Annotated in this window: 23 protein-coding genes and 1 tRNA gene; 20 read left to right on the top strand and 4 right to left on the bottom strand. The window is 43.8% G+C overall.

The genetic code is table 11. The features are described 5' to 3' along the window. The first annotated feature begins 142 nt into the window (after positions 1-142). The 4 genes from BRW83_RS05265 (at position 143) to BRW83_RS05280 (ending at position 3,859) form a co-directional block, all read left to right on the top strand. Complete coding sequence (locus BRW83_RS05265; RefSeq protein ID WP_005880931.1) at positions 143-931, top strand: inositol monophosphatase family protein; 789 nt, start codon at positions 143-145, stop codon at positions 929-931. A 28-nt stretch (positions 932-959) separates the two neighbouring features. After that, a complete protein-coding gene (earP, locus tag BRW83_RS05270) occupies positions 960-2,117 on the top strand; it encodes an elongation factor P maturation arginine rhamnosyltransferase EarP (RefSeq protein ID WP_005880929.1) in 1,158 nt (385 codons plus the stop codon). Between the two features lie 99 nt (positions 2,118-2,216). Then, positions 2,217-2,777 carry an elongation factor P gene (gene efp, locus BRW83_RS05275; RefSeq protein ID WP_005880928.1) on the top strand — a complete coding sequence of 187 codons (561 nt, stop codon included), beginning with the start codon at positions 2,217-2,219 and terminating at the stop codon, positions 2,775-2,777. 173 nt (positions 2,778-2,950) lie between these two features. Beyond that, positions 2,951-3,859, top strand: coding sequence for a YicC/YloC family endoribonuclease (locus BRW83_RS05280; protein ID WP_036602987.1), 909 nt, complete (start codon positions 2,951-2,953; stop codon positions 3,857-3,859). A gap of 62 nt (positions 3,860-3,921) precedes the next feature. Here BRW83_RS05280 and BRW83_RS05285 read toward each other — a convergent pair whose 3' ends face one another. Then, positions 3,922-4,791 carry a hypothetical protein gene (locus BRW83_RS05285; RefSeq protein ID WP_005880926.1) on the bottom strand — a complete coding sequence of 290 codons (870 nt, stop codon included), beginning with the start codon at positions 4,789-4,791 and terminating at the stop codon, positions 3,922-3,924. 216 nt (positions 4,792-5,007) lie between these two features. Here BRW83_RS05285 and galE point away from each other — a divergent pair, with 216 nt between their 5' ends. Then, the gene (galE, locus tag BRW83_RS05290; protein WP_005880925.1) at positions 5,008-6,033 is read left to right on the top strand and encodes a UDP-glucose 4-epimerase GalE; all 1,026 of its coding nucleotides are present in this window, start codon (positions 5,008-5,010) and stop codon (positions 6,031-6,033) included. Positions 6,034-6,098: 65 nt separating this feature from the next. Here galE and BRW83_RS05295 read toward each other — a convergent pair whose 3' ends face one another. Then, complete coding sequence (locus BRW83_RS05295; RefSeq protein ID WP_005880924.1) at positions 6,099-6,752, bottom strand: YiaD family glycine zipper/OmpA-like lipoprotein; 654 nt, start codon at positions 6,750-6,752, stop codon at positions 6,099-6,101. 293 nt (positions 6,753-7,045) lie between these two features. Further along, positions 7,046-8,260 carry an amino acid aminotransferase gene (locus tag BRW83_RS05305; protein ID WP_005880921.1) on the bottom strand — a complete coding sequence of 405 codons (1,215 nt, stop codon included), beginning with the start codon at positions 8,258-8,260 and terminating at the stop codon, positions 7,046-7,048. 134 nt (positions 8,261-8,394) lie between these two features. Between BRW83_RS05305 and uvrB the strand changes: the two genes are divergently transcribed. From uvrB to hemW, 5 genes are all read left to right on the top strand, one after another. Further along, a complete protein-coding gene (gene uvrB / locus BRW83_RS05310; protein ID WP_005880920.1) occupies positions 8,395-10,488 on the top strand; it encodes an excinuclease ABC subunit UvrB in 2,094 nt (697 codons plus the stop codon). A gap of 2 nt (positions 10,489-10,490) precedes the next feature. After that, positions 10,491-11,276: a uracil-DNA glycosylase family protein gene (locus tag BRW83_RS05315; RefSeq protein ID WP_005880919.1), complete on the top strand. Its 786-nt coding sequence runs from the start codon at positions 10,491-10,493 to the stop codon at positions 11,274-11,276. A 110-nt stretch (positions 11,277-11,386) separates the two neighbouring features. Further along, entirely contained in the window at positions 11,387-12,130 is a 744-nt protein-coding gene (gene rph / locus BRW83_RS05320; protein ID WP_005880918.1) for a ribonuclease PH, read from the top strand. 19 nt (positions 12,131-12,149) lie between these two features. Beyond that, positions 12,150-12,734 carry an RdgB/HAM1 family non-canonical purine NTP pyrophosphatase gene (gene rdgB / locus BRW83_RS05325; RefSeq protein WP_005880917.1) on the top strand — a complete coding sequence of 195 codons (585 nt, stop codon included), beginning with the start codon at positions 12,150-12,152 and terminating at the stop codon, positions 12,732-12,734. Next, on the top strand, positions 12,731-13,936 hold the full coding sequence (gene hemW, locus BRW83_RS05330) for a radical SAM family heme chaperone HemW (RefSeq protein ID WP_005880916.1): 1,206 nt from the start codon (positions 12,731-12,733) through the stop codon (positions 13,934-13,936). The genes rdgB and hemW overlap by 4 nt, the downstream gene beginning before the upstream one ends. A gap of 172 nt (positions 13,937-14,108) precedes the next feature. Here the strand turns inward: hemW and BRW83_RS05335 are convergent. Continuing rightward, positions 14,109-14,196 (bottom strand) — tRNA-Ser (locus BRW83_RS05335). A 434-nt stretch (positions 14,197-14,630) separates the two neighbouring features. On the opposite strand from BRW83_RS05335, the gene BRW83_RS05340 reads away from it, so the two are divergent. The 10 genes from BRW83_RS05340 (at position 14,631) to BRW83_RS05380 (ending at position 22,236) form a co-directional block, all read left to right on the top strand. Continuing rightward, entirely contained in the window at positions 14,631-15,218 is a 588-nt protein-coding gene (locus tag BRW83_RS05340; protein ID WP_005880915.1) for a helix-turn-helix domain-containing protein, read from the top strand. 736 nt (positions 15,219-15,954) lie between these two features. Beyond that, on the top strand, positions 15,955-16,845 hold the full coding sequence (gene rfbA / locus BRW83_RS05345) for a glucose-1-phosphate thymidylyltransferase RfbA (RefSeq protein ID WP_036602984.1): 891 nt from the start codon (positions 15,955-15,957) through the stop codon (positions 16,843-16,845). Then, positions 16,832-17,407 (top strand): dTDP-4-dehydrorhamnose 3,5-epimerase, encoded by a 576-nt coding sequence (rfbC, locus tag BRW83_RS05350; RefSeq protein ID WP_005880911.1) that lies wholly within the window; start codon positions 16,832-16,834, stop codon positions 17,405-17,407. The genes rfbA and rfbC overlap by 14 nt, the downstream gene beginning before the upstream one ends. A 3-nt stretch (positions 17,408-17,410) precedes the next feature. Beyond that, complete coding sequence (rfbD, locus tag BRW83_RS05355) at positions 17,411-18,247, top strand: dTDP-4-dehydrorhamnose reductase (RefSeq protein WP_005880909.1); 837 nt, start codon at positions 17,411-17,413, stop codon at positions 18,245-18,247. Next, on the top strand, positions 18,244-19,263 hold the full coding sequence (rfbB, locus tag BRW83_RS05360; protein ID WP_005880908.1) for a dTDP-glucose 4,6-dehydratase: 1,020 nt from the start codon (positions 18,244-18,246) through the stop codon (positions 19,261-19,263). The genes rfbD and rfbB overlap by 4 nt, the downstream gene beginning before the upstream one ends. 14 nt (positions 19,264-19,277) lie before the next feature. Next, positions 19,278-19,673, top strand: a complete 396-nt coding sequence (locus BRW83_RS05365) for a sugar 3,4-ketoisomerase (protein ID WP_036602982.1) — start codon at positions 19,278-19,280, stop codon at positions 19,671-19,673. Continuing rightward, a complete protein-coding gene (locus BRW83_RS11845; protein ID WP_196793284.1) occupies positions 19,660-19,929 on the top strand; it encodes a hypothetical protein in 270 nt (89 codons plus the stop codon). The genes BRW83_RS05365 and BRW83_RS11845 overlap by 14 nt, the downstream gene beginning before the upstream one ends. After that, on the top strand, positions 19,926-20,402 hold the full coding sequence (locus BRW83_RS05370; protein WP_005880905.1) for a hypothetical protein: 477 nt from the start codon (positions 19,926-19,928) through the stop codon (positions 20,400-20,402). The genes BRW83_RS11845 and BRW83_RS05370 overlap by 4 nt, the downstream gene beginning before the upstream one ends. Beyond that, positions 20,399-21,337 carry a GNAT family N-acetyltransferase gene (locus BRW83_RS05375; RefSeq protein ID WP_005880903.1) on the top strand — a complete coding sequence of 313 codons (939 nt, stop codon included), beginning with the start codon at positions 20,399-20,401 and terminating at the stop codon, positions 21,335-21,337. The genes BRW83_RS05370 and BRW83_RS05375 overlap by 4 nt, the downstream gene beginning before the upstream one ends. Further along, positions 21,334-22,236, top strand: coding sequence for an FkbM family methyltransferase (locus tag BRW83_RS05380; protein WP_005880901.1), 903 nt, complete (start codon positions 21,334-21,336; stop codon positions 22,234-22,236). Before BRW83_RS05375 ends, BRW83_RS05380 begins: the two co-directional genes overlap by 4 nt. The last annotated feature ends 14 nt before the right edge of the window (positions 22,237-22,250 follow it).

Genomic DNA, 22,250 nt, shown 5'->3' on the forward strand with positions numbered 1-22,250 from the left:
TTTTGGGAAACAAAGTATTCAAATCGACTACAATAAAGTCAGGTTCTTTGTTCCACCGGTTTTTTAATTATTTATTATGACACCGCGCCGGATTTTCCGATATGCGTGTTGTCGCCATTTTTACGGAAGCACTATGCAACCAATGCTTAACACGGCGGTCAGAGCCGCCCGTCGTGCCGCTACGATTATCAATCGCGCGTCCTTCGATCTCGAACAGATTCAGGTTGAACAAAAAGCGCCAAACGATTATGTGACTGAAGTCGATAAAGCCGCTGAGGAGGCCATTATCGATGTCCTGATATCGGCTTATCCGACCCATGCCGTTCTGGCTGAGGAATCGGGTGGTTCGAACAACCTGAATGACGAAAGCGAAAACGTCTGGATCATCGATCCGCTGGATGGCACGACCAATTTCATTCACCAGTTCCCGGCGTACTGTATTTCGATTGCCCTTCAACAGAAGGGAGTCATTACACAAGCCGTTATTTATGATCCGGTTCATAACGACCTGTTTACGGCCACGAAGGGTGGTGGTGCATTCCTGAACAACAAGCGTATCCGCGTCAGCAAGACCGATCGCCTCTCAAAAGCATTGCTCGGCACCGGTTTTGCCAACCGTAACAAAGATGAAAAGGCGCTGAAAGAATTCCTGAGGATGTTCGAAGTGATGACCCTGAATTCACAGGGCTTGCGTCGTCCGGGCTCGGCTGCGCTGGATCTGGCGTATGTGGCCTGTGGCCGTTACGACGGTTATTTTGAAAAGAATCTGAAGATATGGGATATTGCAGCGGGTTCCCTGATCGTTTCGGAAGCAGGCGGTATCGTTGCTGATTTCGACGGTGAAGCTGCTTATCTGAAATCCGGCAATATCGTGGCAGGCAGCCCGAGAATTTTCGGCCAGATGCTTCCGTTGCTGCAATCGGCGATTTAAGCGTTAACTTTTTCTTTCTTATTGAAATATGGCATCGTCGCTGCGAATCGATCTGTTTTGTGAAGTGATCGATAATTTCGGCGATGCCGGTGTCTGCTGGCGTCTGGCACGCCAGCTTGTCAATGAACATAACTGTCGGGTCACCTTATGGATAGACAAGCCTTCCGTGTTGAAACGGATCAGTCCAGAGGTCGATTCCGATTTCGACAGGCAAACGGTCTCCGGTGTGGATATCCGTTTGTGGCGGGAAGATTTTCCACGCGTGCCACTGGGCGATATTCCCGACGTCGTGATTGAAGGATTTGGCGCACACTTGCCAGAGAGCTACGTGCGCCAGATGGCTCAAAATTTACCCCAGCCTGTCTGGATCAATCTGGAATACCTCTCTGCCGAATCCTGGGTTGAAGACAGTCATTTGATGCCTTCGCCCCAATCATGGATACCCTTGACGAAATATTTTTATTTCCCGGGCTTCACTGAACGGACGGGGGGATTGATCCGTGAAAAACAGCTTGTTTCGGAGCGTGAGAATTTTCAGGTCGACCGGCAAAATGCGATTCGTTTTTTGTCGAAACTCGGTGTAAAAGCATCTCCTGAACAATGGATCGTTTCAATATTCTCTTATTCCGATGCACCTGTCACCCCACTTTTGAAAAGCCTTTCAGAGAATAAAAAAAATGTGTTATGCCTGATTCCGGAAGGGGTTGCAACAGAGCAGGTCGGTTCATTCATCGGAAAAGCAGCGGCAGCAGGGACGCGTTTCAAGAAAGATAATCTGACGGTTCAGATTTTGCCGATGATCGAACAGGACGATTTTGACCGCCTGTTATGGTTGTGCGATTTCAATTTCATTCGGGGTGAAGATTCGTTCGTTCGTGCCCAATGGGCGGCCAGACCGTTTGTGTGGCACATTTATCCTCAGGATGAAGAGGCCCATATGGTCAAATTGCACGCATTTCTCGATATGTATCTGTCCGGTTTGCCAAAGGATGCAGCAGATAATATCCGCCGTTTCTGGGCTATGTGGAACGACCGGGAAAATATAAAAACCGTTTCGGAAAACCGCCTGAATCTGGGCGAAATCGCTCCGGAGTGGAGCCAATATGCGACGGACTGGTTCAAAAAACTGACAGTTCAGGACGATTTGGCTTGCCGTTTGCTTCGATTTATCAATACTTTGCGTTAAAATAGGCCTTTTTTTACGTAGCGCTTTTTCAGAGTCGGCTCGAAAATGACCGGCAGACAGAACTGAAGCCTTGATTTTTAATTATTTTTTTACAAATTTATGAAAACAGCACAAGAAGTACGCGCCGGCAACGTTGTCATGGTCAACAATGAACCGATGGTGGTTTTGAAATCCGAATATACCAAATCCGGTCGCAATTCCTCCGTTTGCAAAATGAAGATGAAGAATCTGCTTTCCGGCACGAATATGGAATCCGTGTATCGTGCAGATGACAAGTTCGACGTCGTCGTTCTGGATAAAAAAGAAGTCACTTTCTCCTACTTTGCCGACCCTCTCTACGTTTTGATGGATGCCGACTACAATCAGTATGAAGTCGAAGCCGAAAACATGGGCGATGCCTTGAACTACATTGAAGACGGTATGCCTTGCGAAGTCGTTTTCTACAACGAAAAAGCCATTTCCGTTGAATTGCCTAATACCGTCATTCGTGAAGTCACTTATACCGAACCGGCAGTCAAGGGCGATACGTCTTCCGGAAAAGTCATGAAACCAGCCAAGATCGCTACCGGTTTCACGGTGCAGGTTCCACTTTTCGTCGGTCAGGGCGACAAGATCGAAATCGATACCCGTACCGGTGAATATCGCAGCCGCGCCAAATAATGGCAGGCAGCACGGCTGCCATGAAAAATTTGTTGTACAAAAACGGCACGCACAAGCGTGCCGTTTTTTATTGATTGCGACATGCTTGCACGTTGCGCCAATTAAAACCATTTTCCGTTTTTTGATGTTAAGGTAACGGGCAGTTTATTGACGGATTTATGAAAGGAAACAGGATGGCTGTAAGAAGCATGACCGCTTATGCGACGACTTCAGTGGAAACGGTGGCAGGAACGCTGACGATTGAACTGAAGAGCGTCAATTCCCGTTTTCTGGATCTCCAGTTCAGAATGAACGACGAGTTCCGTGCCTACGAGCCATTCTTCCGTGAGGCGATCATGGCTAACGTCAAACGGGGAAAAGTGGAATGTCGCCTGTCGTTTGCCAGAAGCACGCAGGAAGCGTCCACATTGACCCTGAACCAGTCCCTGCTGAAGGAACTGTTAAAACTCCAGCATGAAATCCGTCACCAGTCATCTGAAGCGAATGTCATGTCGGTCAATGAACTGCTCCGATGGCCCGGCATGATCGAGGATGTCGCACCGGATCAGGAAACCTTGCAGCAGCAGGTAAAACAGGCGATGGATGATACGCTGAAAACGTTTACATCCGAACGCGAGCGTGAGGGGGCTGCCTTGACGAAAGCGCTGGTGGAACGTGTTCATGCCATGCAGGAAATCGTTACGCGTATTGAACCCCTGATTCCACAACTGGTTGCCCAGTTCCAGAAAAAAGCGGTTGAACGCATGCAGGAAGCGCTTGGAATGGCTATTGCCGATAATGCCAATGCATCCCAGACACAGCAGGAAGCCTCCGAGCGTATCCGTCAGGAAGTGACGCTTTATGGAATGCGTATCGATGTCGCGGAAGAACTGGCACGCCTGAAAATCCATCTTGAAGAAACAAAGAATATTCTGGAAAAGGGCGGTCTGGTCGGCAAGCGCATGGATTTCATGTTGCAGGAACTGAACCGGGAGGCCAATACACTGGGCTCGAAAGCGGCCATCAAGGAATTGTCCAATGCGTCAATGGATCTGAAATTGCTGATCGAACAGATTCGGGAGCAGGTACAGAATCTGGAATAAAAGGATTGAATCGGAAAAAAACGGGATGCACTTTTTGGGTGTCACCCCGTTTTTTCCTGATATTAATTGTTTGGTGGCGTTTGTTTCAACTCGTCCCGTTTCATGCTGAGATATTGCTGCCGGGTGATTTCATACAGTTGCGGGTACCGTTCGGTCGCTGCAAACCAGTTTGTCAGGCGATATTCCTGTTGCTGTGCAGGTGGAAGAGACAATGAACCCAGATAAGCTTCGATAGCCAGATAGTAACGCATGGTATTGCGTTCGATTGCGCCTCTCATACCGGATACGTATTTCGGTTTTCCGTCCGGTTTTTTGCCGGTAATGGTAAATCCTTCCTTGCCGCTGCCGACGGTATCGAGATACAGGTTGGTCGCCAGTTTTGCCATTGTGCCGTAATGGTAGGAATATTTGACGTGAATGAATGTCTGGTTGTTCTGGATTGGAATGGCTTCCATCATCATGTAATAGTCAGAGGTTCCCATCGGGCCGGATTTGGCATCCATAACGATTTGCATGTAATTGGTATTGTTGATGACAGGCTTGAAGTTGTATTCCATGTGAAAAGCGTCCGAGAGGGGTTGGGGTTTTTTCGTGCCTGCGTAAACCTCGATTTTATTGCTGTTCAAGGCACGGCAGTACTTGACGTTCAGATGCAATGAAAGCACGTCACACCATTCCTCCGGCGTGTCCAGCGCAGTCCGTACAGTGGAAAAGGGGTAGTTGATGACACTGTAAACGTCGCCGCTAATGGATTTGGATGTCTGTTCCGAATCCATGACGATCGGCTGGTTAAACTGGTTGTTCTTCAGCTTATCCTGTAATCGCTGATAATTGTTTTTCAGGGACTGGGCGTTTTGTGCATGGACCCATCCGGACAGGCTGAACATCACGGCCAATGCCAGCACGAATTTAATGAGATTTCGTCGGTTCATGTTTTTCCCGATTCAAGAGATAAAACAGTTTTGAGGAAAATGGGGAAGCTTGGTTCTTAAGCGGGAATGAGATTTGACAAAAGGAACTTAAAGCGTATGAATTTGACTGGGTAAAAGGAGTTTTTTGGTAATGATGGATGACCTGTTTTCAATAAAAAGGTAGGATGATGACGGGTGTCTGTCATGCACAAGATCATTAATTAACAGCAGAAAGATATGAATAATAAAAACAGAACCGTCATGGTAACGGGTGCGGCGGGCTATATCGGTTCGCACACTTGCGTGGAGTTGCTTGAAGCGGGGTTCGATGTTGTCGCTGTCGATAATTTATGCAACAGTTCACGTGAATCGCTTAACAGGGTTGAAAAAATCACGGGTAAATCCATTGCGTTTCATGAAGTCGATGTCCGTGACAAAGCTGGACTGAAAAATGTGTTCCAGCAACATTCCATCGATGCCATTATCCATTTTGCCGGATTGAAGGCAGTCGGCGAATCGGTTGCCAAACCCCTGATGTATTACGATAACAACGTGAGTGGCACCCTGTCCCTGCTGGAAGTTGCCAATGACGCAGGTGTCCGTCATTTTGTTTTCAGCTCGTCTGCGACGGTTTACGGTGATCCGGACTTTTCACCGGTGCCTGAAACGGCGCGTCTGTCTGTGGCCAATCCTTACGGGCGATCCAAACTGATGATTGAAGAAATTCTGGGTGATTTATCCGTTTCCGATCCTTCATGGTCGATCGCCATCCTCCGGTATTTCAATCCGGTCGGCGCCCATTCCAGTGGCCTGATCGGTGAAGACCCGCATGGCATTCCCAATAATCTGATGCCGTATGTCGCCCAGGTGGCGGTTGGAAAATTGAAGGAACTGGCTGTTTTTGGAGACGATTATCCAACAAAGGACGGTACGGGTGTCCGGGATTATATACATGTCATGGATCTGGCACGTGGGCATGTCGATGCGCTGAATTATCTGTTCGAGAATAAAAAGGGATTTACTGTCAATCTTGGCACGGGAGTAGGGTATAGCGTTCTGGATGTGGTGCATGCTTTCGAAAGGGCGTGCAAAAAGCCAGTCCCATACAAAATTGCGCCAAGAAGAGCTGGGGACGTTCCCTTGTATTATGCCGATCCTGCCATGGCATTGTCTTTGCTGGGTTGGAAAACCAGATACGATCTGGATCAGATGTGTGCCGATTACTGGAAGTGGCAGAGCACGAATCCGGATGGGTATCGTTAATTTTCATGCAAAAAAATGCCGGTCATACCGGCATTTTTTTATGATGAAGTCCAGATAAAAACTGCTTATTTTTTCTGGCCTACATAAATTTCGACACGTCTGTTCTGGGCGCGTCCTTCAGCAGTTGCATTGCTTGCGATCGGATCTTTCGAACCCATGCCTTCCACGGTGAAGCGGTTAGCGGCAACACCCTGGCTGACCAGATATTCCATAACGCTCATGGCGCGTTTTCTTGAAAGAGGCAGGTTGACGGAGTCGGAACCCGTATTATCCGTATAACCGACCACGAAGATGGAAGAGGACGGGTTGTTTTTCAGGGTGGTGGCCAGATCTCTCAGGATGGTCTTGAACTGGGGTGAGAGAGTGGAACTGCCGGTAGCGAATGAAACGTCGCTTGGAATGCTGACCCGGATCATGTTGTTTTCAGTCTGGACGACTTCCACGCCGGTGCCTTGTGTAGCTGCCTGCATTTCCTGTTTCTGTTTCTCCATGTGGTTACCCCACAGATAGCCGCCACCACCACCAAGCAGGCCACCGATTGCGGCACCTACGGCAGCACGACCCCAGCCACCAGGACCCGTCAGAGCACCGATAGCGGCACCCGCAACGGCGCCAATTCCGGCACCGGTTGTCGTCGTTTTCTGTTTTTCAGTCATGTTGGCACAGCCGGTTACGGCAATGGCTGCAATTAATGCACAGGCAGTTAATTTTGTACGCATGATGTTCTCCATTAGGAATTGATTGTCTATTTTTCATGAAACAGGCAATTCTGTTTTGTCTTATCTCATTTTATGAAAGGATTGTTTTCAAATGCACGGTATTCTTCAGGAAGGAGATTTGTTTTCCGGCTTGGTGTACAAATCTGTCTTCCATGACACGACGTTTGGTCAGACATGGAAAACATCGTTTCGTTTCCTGTGGATTTAAGATAAAACAGAAAACGATCAGACAGAAAAGAAAAAACCGGCAAAATTTTCAGGATTTTGCCGGTTTTGTGAGAATGGTCGTGCACTTACAATACTTTGGCTATGGCATTCGCAACGTAATCCAGATTATGGGAGTTCAGTGCCGCCACGCAGATTCGTCCTGTACTGACGATGTAGACGGAATAATCTTTCCTCAGTTTTTCCACCTGTTCAGGCGTCAGGCCGGAGTAGGAAAACATGCCATTCTGATGGATGATGAAGCTGAAATCCTGACCGTTTGATTTGGCATTCAATTCGTCAACCAGTTTGTGACGCATTTCGTGAATTCGGACACGCATGCCGGTCAGTTCGTTTTCCCACATCTTGTGCAGTTCCGGATTATTCAAAACCGTTCCGACAATTTTTGCACCATAAATAGGAGGGTTGGAATAATTGGTCCGGATGATTCTTTTCAGCTGGGACAAGGTTCGGGCCGCTTCATCGGCATTTCCGGTGACGATGGAGAAGGCACCAACACGTTCTCCGTACAGGGAAAACGATTTGGAAAAGGAACTCGAGACGAGAACCGGTGAATACAGTCGGGCAAAGCGTCGGACGATTTTGCCATCCGAATCGATGCCTTCGGAGAAACCCTGATAGGCCATATCCAGAAACGGGATCAGTTTGTTATCCTGAACGACTTCGATAACTTCGTCCCACTGTGCATCAGACAGGTCTGCGCCAGTCGGATTGTGACAGCAGGCGTGCAAGACGACCACCGAGCGGGCCGGGAGTGATTTGAGCGTGCTGATCATGCCGGCGAAATCGACGCCACGATTGACGGAATCATAGTAAGGATAGGTATTGACCTTGAATCCGGCCGCTTCGAAAAGGGCACGATGGTTTTCCCAGCTTGGATCACTGATCCAGACCTGCGAATTCGATGAAAAACGTTTGAGGAAATCGGCGCCGATTTTCAGGGCCCCGGTTCCGCCGATAGATTGAACAGTCGCAACACGTTTTTCTTGCAGGGCGATATTATCTTCACCGAAAACCAGTTTTTGCACGGCACTGTCATACATGGCCAGGCCATCGATCGGCAGATAAGTATGCGGGCTGCCTTGAGCCGTCATTTGCCTTTCCGCTTCCAGCACACATTTCAGAAGGGGCACTTTACCGTTGTCATCATAATAAACGCCGACACCCAGATTGATTTTGTGAGGATTGGGGTCGGCGTGGAAAGCTTCGGTAATGCCTAAAATAGGATCGCGGGGCGCCATCGGAATGGCGGAAAAAATGGTTTCCGGAATAGATTCGTTCATCGTGTTAACATTCAATATTCAATGCGAAAAGCAATCCGCATATAAATTGCACACAAGCAAATTATGCAGTGCCTCATAAGCAATATTGTACTTGCTTTTTGATGTAACGACATCTTATCAAAGGTACGAACACAATGTCTCATTTATCGCCTGTTTCTTCGAAGAAAGAAGGAAAAATTGTCACTTTTGACAATTCCCCGTTCCAGTTATACCAACCGTTTTCACCTTCCGGTGACCAGCCGGAGGCAATCGACAAACTGGTTGAAGGAATCGAAGACGGTTTGTCTTTCCAGACACTTTTGGGCGTAACGGGGTCGGGGAAGACGTATACGATGGCCAATGTGATTGCGCGCCTCGGCCGGCCGGCTATCGTTTTTGCGCCCAATAAAACGCTGGCGGCGCAGTTGTACAGTGAGTTCAGGGAGTTTTTCCCGAATAATGCCGTCGAGTATTTCGTCAGTTATTACGATTATTACCAGCCGGAAGCTTACGTTCCCCAAAGGGATCTGTTTATCGAGAAAGATTCGGCGATCAACGAGCACATCGAACAGATGCGCCTGTCGTGTACCAAGTCGCTGATGGAACGTCGTGATGTCGTGATTGTTGCAACGGTCTCGGCGATTTACGGTATCGGTAATCCGAACGAGTATCACCAGATGATTCTGACGCTGCGCGAGCGGGACAGGATACCTCACCGTGATGTGATTGCTCGACTGGTGCAGATGCAATACAGCCGGAACGACATCGATTTCAGCCGGGGTACCTTTAGGGTTCGGGGAGATACGATTGACGTCTTCCCGGCGGAAAATGCAGATTATGCGCTCCGGATCGAGATGTTCGATGACGAGATAGAAAGCCTGCACTTTTTTGATCCCCTGACCGGCAAGGTGTTGCAAAAAATACCCCGTTTCACGATTTATCCGGGTTCTCATTATGTGACGCCGCGTGAAACGGTCTTGCGCGCCATTGAAACAATCAAGGCAGAACTCATCGAACGCAAGGACTGGTTCCGTGAAAATGGAAAGTATATTGAAGAGCAACGCATCGAGCAGCGGACGCGTTTCGATCTGGAAATGATGCATGAGCTGGGGTTTACCAAGGGGATCGAAAATTATTCCCGTCATTTGACCGGTATGAAACCGGGCGATCCGCCTCCGACGCTGGTCGATTATCTGCCGTCGGATGCACTGATGTTTCTGGATGAGTCGCATGTCATGATCGGGCAATTGAACGGGATGTATAACGGTGACCGCTCGCGCAAGACCAATCTGGTCGATTACGGATTCAGGTTGCCTTCTGCGCTCGATAACCGGCCTTTGCGTTTCGATGAATTCGAAGGCAAAATGCGGCAATCGGTTTTCGTGTCGGCAACCCCGGCCAATTATGAGTTGACTCATTCCGGACAGGTGGTCGAGCAGCTGGTTCGTCCGACTGGTCTGGTCGATCCGGTCATTCAGGTAAAACCGGCCAGCACACAGGTGGACGATTTGCTGGCAGAAATTCACGATCGGGTTGAAAAGAGCGAGCGTGTTCTGGTGACGACGCTTACCAAGCGTATGGCAGAACAATTGACGGACTTTTTAAGCGAAAACGGTGTGCGTGTCCGTTATTTGCACAGTGACATCGATACGGTCGAGCGTGTGGAAATCGTGCGAGATTTGCGCTTGGGAACCTTCGATGTTCTGGTCGGGATCAACCTGCTTCGGGAAGGCCTGGATATTCCTGAAGTGTCGCTCGTGGCGATCCTCGATGCGGACAAGGAAGGTTTTCTGCGTTCAGAACGCAGCCTGATCCAGACTATTGGTCGGGCGGCCCGGAATCTGAACGGAACGGCCATTTTGTATGCGGATAAAATGACGGATTCGATGAAAAAGGCAATTGACGAAACGGAACGGCGTCGCGCGAAACAGCTGGCCTATAACAAGGAACACAATATCACTCCGGAAGGCATCATCAAGGAGATCCGGGATCTGATCGATGGTGTTTTCCATCCACAGGACAGTTTGCAGGAATTGCAGGTGGCGGATGATCAGGCTCAATATGACGTGATGAGCGAAAAGCAGCTTGGTAAAGAAATCAAGAAACTGGAAAAACAGATGCAGGATTACGCCAAAAATCTGGAATTTGAAAAAGCGGCGCAAACACGTGATCAGTTGCATTTGTTGAGAGAAAGAGCGTTCGGGGCGGCCGTTATCGATCGCATTCGTATGGAATCGAAGAAAAAATAAACATGAATGATTTTCCTGATCTGATTAATGAGGCTTTAAAACGGGTTCATCCAAGCTGGCAGCCTGTTCTGGCGGAAGGTCTGACGGCAATGTCAAGGCAGTCGCCAGATTATCTGCACGAGCTGTGCCAGGATGAGTTTTTGCCGACGCAGGGACGTCTCTTTGCTGCGTTCTCCCAGCCAATGGATGCGGTCCGTTACGTGTTGATTGGGGAAGGGCCTTATCCGAGAGAAGACAGTGCGTCCGGCTATTGTTTTATGGACGCAGCGGTCAGGGATATCTGGTCGGATAGCGGTTTGTCAAAACAGGTCAATCGTGCAACTTCCCTGCGCAATTTCGTCAAGATGTTGCTCGTTGCCGACGGGATGATATCTCCTGATCAGACCGGCTCGGATACGATGAAAGAAATTTCGGCGATAGCGAGGCAGGAAGCTTCCCCTTTCATCCGGACTTTGCCGGAAATGCAGGAAACGATGATTGCCAACGGTTTCCTGTTACTGAATGCCGCTCTGGTGTTTCGGCCACATGTTGCGGTTGCAAAAGAAACAAAGGCCTGGCAACCATTCATGCTGACTGTCCTGCAAGCGCTGGCCAAAAACAGGGAAAACCTTTCTGAATTACCGGTTCTCATTTTATGGGGAAAAATGGCTGAAAAACTGATAGCCATGCCGTTTGCATCGTCATATCGATGTGTAATCTCGGAACATCCCTATAATCTGTCTTTTATCCGGAATACCGATATGCAGGCCTTGTTCAAACCGATGCGTCTGCTTTACAAAAAACGATAATCTTGCCTCCCTGAAGTCTTTTGAAACCCTTTTTAGGGATATCGCCGGTTCCCATTCCCGGCTTTCAGTGGCATTATTGAAAAATACGTCAACTACCAGAAAATTTGAATATGTCAGATACCCAGATCATCCGTGCCAATGGCCGTCCGCTCGATTCGATGCGTTCTATCGAATTCATCCGTAATTACACAAAATATGCGGAAGGTTCCGTTCTAACCGTATTCGGCGATACAAAAGTGATTTGTACCGCCAGTATTGAAGAATCCGTTCCTCCATTTTTGCGAGGCAGGGGACGTGGCTGGCTGACAGCTGAATATGGCATGTTGCCCCGTTCTACCCATACGCGGATGGATCGTGAAGCCGCCAGAGGGCGTCAATCGGGGCGGACTCAGGAAATCCAGCGACTGATCGGACGATCCATTCGTGCCGCTTTCGATCTGGATGCTTTCGGTGAGAGGACGTTGAAGCTCGATTGCGATGTCATTCAGGCCGATGGTGGCACACGTACCGCTTCGATCAGTGGTGTCATGATCGCTGCTTACGATGCCTTTTCCATGATGGTGGAAGAAGGACTGATTGATAAAGTGCCTTTACGTCATTTTGTCGCGGCTATTTCGGTCGGCGTCAATCAGGGCGTGCCGCTGCTTGATCTGGATTATCAGGAAGACAGTACCTGCGATACGGACATGAATGTCGTGATGACAGAAGCAGGCGAATTCGTTGAAATTCAGGGTACGGCAGAAGGGGGCGCTTTCAGTCGACAGACCTTGAATGACATGCTTGGCATGGCTGAAAAGGGCATTTCCGAACTGATCGGTATGCAGAAAAAAGTGCTTGGGCTTGAAGCGGATTGAGCTTTGCCGGAAATCGGATATGAGTAAAGAAATCATTATTGCTTCAGGCAATCCCGGCAAGTTGCGGGAATTCAGACAAATGCTGGAACCGGCGGGTTACATTGTATCACCTCAGTCGGAATTCAATGTCAGCGAAGCGGATGAACCGTACTTTTCATTCGTTGAGAATGCATTGAACAAGGCACGTCATGTTTCAAGATTGACCGGCAAACCGGCACTCGCAGATGATTCCGGTTTGTGTGCGGATGCGTTAGGTGGAAGCCCGGGGGTGTTCTCCGCACGTTACGCCGGGGAGCCTAAATCGGATCTTCGGAACAATCAGAAACTCGTCGCTGATCTGGCTCCATATACCAACAAGGCAGCCAATTTTTATTGTGTTCTGGTTTATGTTCGTTCGGCGGATGATCCCCAGCCGGTAATAGCGGACGGTAAATGGCCTGGTGAAATTATCGATGTGCCAAAAGGTGAAAACGGTTTCGGGTACGACCCTCATTTCTGGATTCCGGAATTAAAGAAGACAGCCGCCGAGTTGCCTCCGGAATTGAAAAACAGTTTGTCTCATCGTGGCAAGGCGTTAAGAGCGCTTATGGAGAAATTGTCGTGATTCCCATTCGTCCGGACAGTCAGTTACGGACGGAAAAAGGTGAGGTGGGCAAGCCTCATTTTGAAGCTTTGCCGCCTCTTTCTCTTTATATCCACTTTCCCTGGTGCGTCAGGAAATGCCCTTACTGCGATTTTTATTCGCATGAAAAGGGATCGAATCTGCCAGAAGCCGAATATCTGGATGTCTTGCGCTCCGATCTGGAAGCGTCATTACCCCTTGTCTGGGGAAGGCCTGTCTCGTCCATTTTTATCGGTGGTGGTACGCCCAGTCTGATGTCTGCAGACGGGATTGATCGGCTTCTGTCGTCTATCCGGGCGTTGTTGCCTGTTTTGCCGGATGCCGAGATTTCGATGGAAGCCAATCCGGGGACTTTCGAATCGGGCAAGTTCAAGTCTTATCGGGAAAGTGGCATTAACCGCTTGTCAATCGGCATTCAGAGTTTCAATGCCCGACACTTGCATCAACTGGGCAGAATTCACGACAGCGATGAAGCAAAGGATGCGATTGCCATTGCGATGAAATATTTCGATAACGTCAATCTGGATTTGATGATTGCGTTGCCTGAACAAACACTCGAGGAGCTCGAGCAGGATATTTCAACAGCCCTGTCATTCCAGACACAGCACCTGTCGCTTTATCAATTGACAATCGAGCCTAATACCTATTTTGCCAAACGTCCACCGGTTCTTCCGAACGAGGATGTGATTGAACGTATGCAAAACAGGGTTGAAGAAATGACGGCTCTGGCAGGATTCGAGCATTATGAGGTATCCGCTTATGCCAAACCGGGGCATCAATGCTGGCATAACAAAAATTACTGGCTTTTTGGCGATTATCTGGGAATCGGGGCAGCTGCCCATTCCAAGCTGACAGTGAATGATGAAATCATTCGCCAGATGCGTCATCGCAATCCGAAATTGTACATGGAAGGCGATGAAATCAAGTCCAGAGTTGAAGAGCAGTTTACCGTTCAGTCATCCGATGTCGGCTTCGAGTTTATGTTAAATGCGTTGCGCTTCACAGGCGGTTTTCCGGCTTCCCTCTTTTGCGAACGGACAGGATTGCCCCTGTCCTTTATTCTTGAACCACTTGAAAAAGCTCGCAAAAAAGGGCTTTTGACAATGGATTCTTCATTCATCAGGCCCACTGAACTCGGCAAACGTTTTCTGAACGATTTGCAACAGATTTTCCTCCCTGACTGATTCATCTTTTCATACACAAATCACATGAGTCTGTTGTCTTGGCGACTCATGTTGCAAATTTTTTTCAAATCGCTGTGTATAAGCTGACAGATGTTGTTTCTTGTCTGATACTACAGACACATCGGACACATCTGTGAGGATAAACTGGAGAAACCGGGAAATTTTGGAGTCTTGGCGGAAGGGGTGGGATTCGAACCCACGGATGCTTTCACATCGCCGGTTTTCAAGACCGGTGCATTAGACCACTCTGCCACCCTTCCGGAAGAACGGGATTATACAGGAACTTTACAGGTTTGAGTTGATTTGTAAGCTGGAAACGTTGCGCGTGAATTTACTATTGGCAATGTCTGGGAAATGTCGGATATGGAAAAAGAATTTGAATTGAAAAGATTTTGTGATATATGAAATTAATATTGGTTGAAAAACAAATGTTTCTTATTTTTAATTTTTTATATTCTTGGCAATATTTATATAGAGAAACCCCTATTATCTGAGAATATCTAATAATGCTTTTTCATATAATGTATCGTTAGTATAAAAATATATCTTTATATATTATTCATGTAATTATAAACTGAATGTAAATATTTATATTCTATTGGTTTATCAAAGAAAATTTTTTGTATTAACGTTTTTTGTTAAAATAAATAATATTCAATTTTTCATACCTTCTTAAAAATAAGTGAGGACAAGGATGTCGCAGTCTGAAAAACAAAGAGAAAAAAATACGCAACGTGTCTATCAGAAGGTTGCTGTCAACACTATTGACGATAAGAATGGTGCAGGGAACAGGGTGAAAAAGGCCAAAAGCATACCGGGCTACAGGTTGATTAATAAAATCAAGAGTCGTTCTATTGAATTGGGTGTTCAGGACAGATATATCGCTGATATTATTGGAGTTACACCGATATACTGGTATTCGATTGCCAACGGTCACCGTAAAATTTCAGCTTTGAGCAAGGATAAGCTTGAAAAGATAGCACAATTCCTGAACATTCCCACTGTTCAGGCGATGAGTCTGGCTGATGTGCTCAATCATGAGGATTTCTTTTTGGGCAGTCTGGAGGCACAACTGGATATCTCGATTGAGCAGATGAGAAACGATCCGGCCTGGATGTGCTGGGCACCTACTGATGAAGAATGGTCGAAGTTGTCGGTTGGTACCAGAACAGGTGTCGTCATGTTGTATGAAACTGTTTATCAGAAAATGTTGTTAAGACGTGCCGAAATTGAAAATCCTGAATTGAAAGAGAAGATAGAAAAATATCTGGATGAGATTTAAATCAGAAAAGTTGGAAATTTGTTGAACATAAATGGAATTTTATCTCGAAATTATAAATAAATAATTTATACCTGTTTTTAAAACTATTTTCTGATTTTTTATCAAATATTATGTAACTGAAATTCTCTGCTACGTGATATTTGAAAAGGTTTTCTATAATGACTTCCCGGGAATGTCCGGGAAGTCATTTTCATTACATATTAATTCATCTGGTACTATGTTGAATAAATGACTCTAAATTATTGTTTTTTATAATCGATAATTTAGGAATGTCATTAAATTCCTGTTCTGAATATCTCTTCTTTTATTCTGATATTCTGTCAAAAGCATGTATGGGGCAGTTGAAAGCATTTTTCAGGATAACGTTGGCAGCCTCAAGATTGCCTGGGCTGATCTGATCTTGAAAATACGAAAAGCTCGTTAAGTTGAAAAGATCATCGCCTCATTAAAAAGCCTTCCAAACTTCTGATATGCGAAACTTCTCCTTGGGGCTGTCTGGGAGGGATTGCTACTCTGATCAAGTAAAAGAATATTTTATCCTCAAAATCTTCAATAACAAGGTTTTTTTTCACCTCGTGTCATATTGTTGGAATTGTATTCAAATTATATTAATTATGCCTGTAAAAATTGTTTAATATCTTGTTTCTCCTTAAAATAGAGAATTTCCAGTCACATGATTTTTTATCTTTCTGGTTGACTTCTGTTTTTTCATTCGAGAGGAAAGGTAGCGAAGACAATGAAAGGCATTATCCTTGCAGGTGGAAGTGGCTCGCGTTTGTATCCGCTGACAAAAATAATTTCCAAACAGTTGCTGCCGGTGTACGACAAGCCTATGATTTACTATCCGCTTTCTACATTGATGCTGTTCGATATTCAGGAAATTCTGATTATTTCAACACCACAGGACACACCCAACATCGAAAAATTATTTGGAGATGGCAAGAAATATGGACTGAGTATTGAATATGCGATCCAGCCAGAACCCAGGGGAATTGCCCAGGCTTTTACCATAGGCGCTGATTTCATCGGAAAGGAAGATGTTTGCCTGATTCTTGGAGACAACATTTTCATGATGCATGAGGCGCTAGCGGAATTCAAGAAAGAAACAGATAAAAATCAGGGTAAAAGGGCAACTATTTTTGCTTATCATGTTCTCGACCCTGAGCGGTTTGGTGTTGTGGAATTTGATTCAGAATTCAATGCAGTTTCAATTGAAGAAAAGCCCAGAAAACCCAAATCCAATTATGCCTCTGTAGGACTGTATTTTTATCCTGGCGATGTTGTGGAAAAAGCGAAAAGTCTGCAGCCTTCCGACCGTGGCGAGCTGGAAATCACTGATCTGAACAATATGTATTTGCACGAAGGGCGTATGAGTGTCGTTCCCATGCGGAGGGGAAATGTTTGGCTTGATGCCGGAACGCCTGTATCCTTAATGGAGGCATCGACATTTATCGGACTTATCGAAGAACGTCAGGGCCTTAAGATTGCCTGCATTGAAGAAATCGCTTATCGTAAAGGCTTGATTGACGATGTTGGCATGCAAGGTTTGATTGACGATATAAAAGAAGGCTCTACATATAAAGAATATCTGATGAAAGTGTACAAGGAACGTCATGAACCTTATTGAAACGTCACTTGATGGAGTTTTAATCATTGAACCGAAAGTGTTTGCCGATTCACGTGGTTATTTTTTCGAAAGTTACAATCAAGAGTCTTTTAAAAAGGCTGGACTTGATTATTCATTTGTCCAGGACAATGAGTCAAAATCAGTGCATGGAACAATCAGGGGCATTCATTTCCAGAAAGGTGAATTTTCTCAAGCAAAGCTGGTAAGGGTGCTGGAGGGGAATGTTCTGGATGTTGTCGTTGATTTGCGAATGGGGTCACATACATTTGGTCAACATGTCGCAGTTGAACTTTCCGGAGAAAACAAGCGGCAGTTGTTAATTCCGCGTGGCTTCGGGCATGGGTTCAGTGTTTTAAGCGAAACGGCTGTTTTTTCGTATAAATGCGATAACTTTTATATGCCTGCCAGTGAAGGTTCTATCCTTTTCAACGATCCGGAGCTGGCTATTGACTGGCAGATCCCTCCTGATGATATTTTGCTTTCAGAAAAAGACAAAAAATCCCCCGGATTTCAGCAATATTGTCGAGCACCGGTTTTTTTCAGTTCTGAAGAAAGAAAATAATATATGTATCTGGTAACAGGTGCTGGTGGACAGCTTGGAATGGAATTACGTGTCCTGTTAAAAGATTCTGCCATTTATGTGGATCGCAATGAGCTGGACATTTCATCTGAAACAGATGTCAGACGATTTCTGCAACAGAACAGTTTTGATTGCATTATCAATTGTGCCGCTTATACAGCTGTTGACAAGGCCGAGGATGAACCTGTATTGGCAGATGCCGTCAATCATTTGGGAGCCAAATGGCTGGCGAAATATGGCCGAACCATCATCCATATTTCAACAGATTATGTATTTGACGGGGCACATTCCAAACCTTATCTTGAAGATGACCCGACATATCCTGTTTCTGTTTATGGGCAATCTAAACTCAGGGGTGAGCAGGCTGTTTTAAATAATGCCGAGACAGCCGTCATTATCAGGACAGCCTGGCTTTATTCAGCTCATGGGAGTAATTTTCTCAAAACGATGTTGCGTCTTGGCAGAGAACGTGATCATCTGAATGTGGTGTCAGATCAGGTCGGTACTCCCACCTTTGCCGGAGATCTGGCCAAAGCCATTGTCAGGATTTTACCGAAGGTAAAAGCAGGCAAAAAGAATATCTACCATTTTACCAATGAGGGCGTTTGTTCATGGTACGATTTTGCTCATGCGATTATGAAAATTGCCGGACTTTCCTGCAAAGTTCATCCAATCGAAAGCAAAAATTATCCGACCAAAGCGACTCGTCCTTTTTATAGTGTATTGAATAAAGAAAAAATCAAAAGCGACTTCAAACTGGAAATTCCGCATTGGCGTGATGCATTAATTGAAGTGTTGAATGATATGAAAGAAGTTGAATGAAATCGATTCTGGTAACTGGTGGCGCAGGTTTTATTGGTTCAAATTTTGTCCCCTATTTTGCTGAAAAATATCCTGAATATTTCATCATTAATCTGGACAAGCTGACGTATGCGGGAAACCTGGAAAATCTCAGAGAATGTGAAACCATGACGAATTACAAGTTCGTCCAGGGTAATATATGCGACGAGATATTGGTTCAATCACTGTTCGAGAAATACGACATCCGTGGAGTCATTCATTTTGCAGCAGAAAGCCATGTTGACAATTCCATTAAAGGGCCGAAGTCCTTTATGGAAACCAATTTTATGGGGACCTTCAATCTTATTGAAAACGCTAGAAGGCACTGGATGGAGGCGCCAAATCAATTCAAAAGTGGGTATGAATCCTGTCGCTTTCATCATATCTCAACAGATGAAGTCTATGGCACTCTTGGAGAAACCGGGTATTTTTCCGAAGAAACGCCTTATGCCCCTAACAGTCCATATTCAGCCAGTAAAGCGGGGTCTGATTTTATTGTTCGAGCCTACCATTATACATATGGTATGAATGTGACGACATCCAATTGTTCCAATAATTACGGGCCGAAACAGCATAGTGAAAAATTGATTCCAACTATCATCAGAAAATGTCTGGCGGAAGATCCAATACCCGTATACGGAAAAGGTTTAAATGTGCGTGACTGGTTATATGTCATGGATCATTGTTGTGCGATTGATCTGATTTTTCATGAAGGAAAATCAGGCGAGACATATAATGTCGGCGGAAATAATGAACGTAATAATCTGGAAATCGTTCATGCTGTATGTGCTATTCTGGACAAATACCATCCATGCAGTGATGGGAAGAAATATGAAGCGCTTATTTCATTCGTCACAGATCGACCGGGGCATGATTTGCGATATGCCATCGATGCAAACAAGTTGAAAAATGATCTTGGATGGAAAGCGAATGAAAATTTCGACACCGGCATTGTCAAAACAATAGCATGGTACTTGAATGAAAAAAAATTTATCTAACCAGAATTTACGTGATGAATTACAAATTAATGAATATGAAGGTTTTTGGAGACGAGCGTGGAAAGCTTGTTTCCTTGGAAAGTAATAAAAATATACCTTTTGATATAAAGCGTATTTATTATATTTTTGATACTCTTCCTGATCAGGTTAGAGGAATGCATGCACATAAAAATCTTGAGCAAATTATTATCGCAATGGATGGGGCATGCCAGTTTGTATTGGATGATGGAAAAAATCGTGAAGAGGTTTGGTTAAACAGGCCTGACGTTGGATTGTATATCGGGAAAAACATCTGGCGTGAAATGCGCCATTTTTCTTATGGGTGCAAGCTTCTGGTATTGGCGAGCGAATACTATGATGAGAATGAGTATATAAGGGATTATAAGGAATTCTTAAATGGAATTAAATAGAGATATAGAAAAATATACAAATAATTATTTATCTCATGATTTTGAAGATGTTATGGCAAAATATCGGTCGGATAATGTACTGAAGGTATTAAATACGTATAAACCACGTAAAGTTCTCGAAATTGGTTGTGGAATGGATTCAATATTTAATTACTATAGGTCATTTGATCTTGCAACGGTAGTAGAACCCTCTTCTTTATTTTTCGAAAAAGTAAAAAAGGATTTAAATGGATTAAATAATGTAGAAGTTTTTTGAACTTCTTCGAGGAAAAAGTTGATGAACTTGCTTCGAAAGAATTTGATTTTATTTTATTAAGCTGTTTGTTGCATGAAGTAGAGATGCCATCTGATATTTTGCGAAAAATAAGAAGTATTTCAACAGAAAAAACAATATTACATGTTAATGTACCAAATGCAAAAAGTTTTCATCTGTTATGGGCGGTGGAAAGCGGCATGATTGAAAAAATTGGAATGTTAACCCAAACAGCTAAAAGTCTTCAACAGAATACTACATTTGATCTCTTGAGCCTTGAGAAAATTATTGGTGATAGTGATTTTAAGATAATTGAGAAAGGCTCATATTTTGTAAAACCATTTAATCATAGAAAAATGTTTCAATTGGTTGAAAATGGTTTTATTGATGAAGAATTACTAAACGGCCTTTGTAGAATGATAAAGTATTTTCCTGAAAATGGAGCTGAAATATTTGCAAACTGTAAAGTCATATGATTCAAATAAAAAAATATACTGGTGAATGTAAAAAAATATGGGATGATTTTGTAAATACATCAAAAATACCCATGTTTATGTTTAATCGCGATTTTATTGAATATCATTCTGACCGGTTTGTTGATTTTTCGCTGATGTTTTTCGAAGACGGAAATCTGGTTGCCTTATTGCCTGCATCAATTCATGAAAACGAAGTGAGATCGCATGGCGGTTTGACATATGGTGGATTCATAACAAATGAATCGATGAAACAAAAGAGAATGAATAAATGCTTTGAGGAATTAATAAAATTCTTAAAGCAAAATAAGATTGAAAGAATGATATATAAAGCTATTCCTTACATATATCATAATAATTCTGCTCAGGAAGATATATATTCTTTATTTTTAAATAATGCTAACTTACTAAAAGTTGAACCATCTACCACTATTTACCTTAATAATAGATTCAAAGTTTCGAAAAGCAGAAAGGGAATGATATCAAGAGCAAAAAAAAATAAAATCCAGATTATAGAATCAGAGGAATTTAATTCCTTCATCGAGTTAGTTAATGGTGTATTAAAAAAATATCATCAAACACAAGCTGTTCATACGAATAAAGAACTTGTCTATTTGAAATCAAAATTTCCTCAAAATATAAAGTTATTTCTGGCTATGAAAGAAGAAGAAATAGTGGCAGGTACTCTTATTTTCGAATATGAAGATTGCGTGCATACACAATATATGAGTGCAAATGAAATCGCAAGAGAGGTGGGGGCGCTAGACTTATTAATTTATGATCTGATTGAAAAATATTCTCAAAATAAACTATATTTTGATTTTGGTATATCAACAGAAAAAGATGGTCAGTTGTTAAATGAAGGACTTATTTTCCAGAAAGAAGGGTTTGGAGGAAGAACAACTGCTTATAGTACATACGAATTGGAATTAAAATGAGAATTAGTTTTTTACAAAATATATGGGATTTATTGAGAGGTAAAAGATCCTTTAAAGACTTTGAGCTATATTCTTTGCTGAAAAAAAATAATGCATCTTGTTGTCCTCAAATGCTTCTAATTCATGAAGCACTTGAAAAAAAAGGTTTTATTTTGTCAGAAATAGAAAATATGCATCTTCTCTATAACAATGGAAAATTAAAATTCAAAACTGATATTTTTTTTCCGTGGATTGCTTACGAAATTTTTGTAGATAACTTATATCAGTTTCGTAATGTAAATTCTTTGGAAGAATTAATAAAATATCCGGTTTTTGATATTGGTGCAAATAGGGGTTATGCAACTTTATACTTTGCTTCTCAGGAATGGTGTGAGCATGTTTATGCTTTTGAGTTAATTAGCGAAACAGCAGATTTGGCAGAAGAAAACTATAATATAAATAAAAATTTAAAACAAAAAATAAGTTTGTATAAGTTTGGCTTAGCCGCTAAAACTGGAAAAATTGAAGCTAAATATTTACCCGGGAGAGATGGAATATCTTCAATGAACTCTGAATTTTTAGAAAATTATGCGCCAGAAGAAAGGGATCATGGAATTTTAAAAGAATATTCAGTTTACTCAGCTTCTGTTATATTGAAAAATATTATAGATGAAAATAGTCTTGATAAAATTATTATCAAAATAGATGTAGAAGGTGCTGAATATGAGATATTTGAAGACTTGGCGCTAAATTATCCTGAAATATTTGATAAAATATATAAAATTATTGGAGATACGCATCTTGGATTTGAAAAATATTTCAATATAGTAGAACCTTTTGGATTCAAAGTCATTTGGAAAAATCCGTGTAGCAATAATACATGTCCTTTTGAGATTGAAAATACGAAATTTAGTAGATAAATTAAAAGTTTAAT

Source organism: Oxalobacter formigenes (genome assembly GCF_002127965.1).
Taxonomy (GTDB): Bacteria; Pseudomonadota; Gammaproteobacteria; order Burkholderiales; family Burkholderiaceae_D; genus Oxalobacter; species Oxalobacter formigenes.